Raw genomic sequence first — 208 nt, 5'->3', positions numbered from 1 at the left:
CAGGCCGATGTCGGCCACTTCGTCCGCGACGCGAACGGCACCGTCATCGGCAGCCTGAAGGCGATCGAGGGCAACCAGGCGGTCGTGTGGTACGGCTTCTTCAACACCCCGGGCAACCATCTGGAGACCGTGCCGCTCGGCCAGCTCGCCAGCAACGGCGGCCGCCTCGTGCTGAACGACGCCGGCGCCGGCCACTACGCGGCGCGCT

At 70.7% G+C, this 208-nt stretch carries 1 protein-coding gene; it reads left to right on the top strand.

All coding sequences use genetic code 11. The features are described from left to right. Window positions 1-208 (top strand): hypothetical protein (locus tag B8460_RS22695; RefSeq protein WP_048863464.1); only part of this gene is annotated, 208 nt, incomplete at both ends.

This window comes from Acidisphaera rubrifaciens HS-AP3 (assembly GCF_000964365.1).
Classification (GTDB): Bacteria; Pseudomonadota; Alphaproteobacteria; order Acetobacterales; family Acetobacteraceae; genus Acidisphaera; species Acidisphaera rubrifaciens.
Note: the sequence above shows the minus strand (reverse complement) of the source record. Positions and strands in the feature narration are given on the sequence as shown.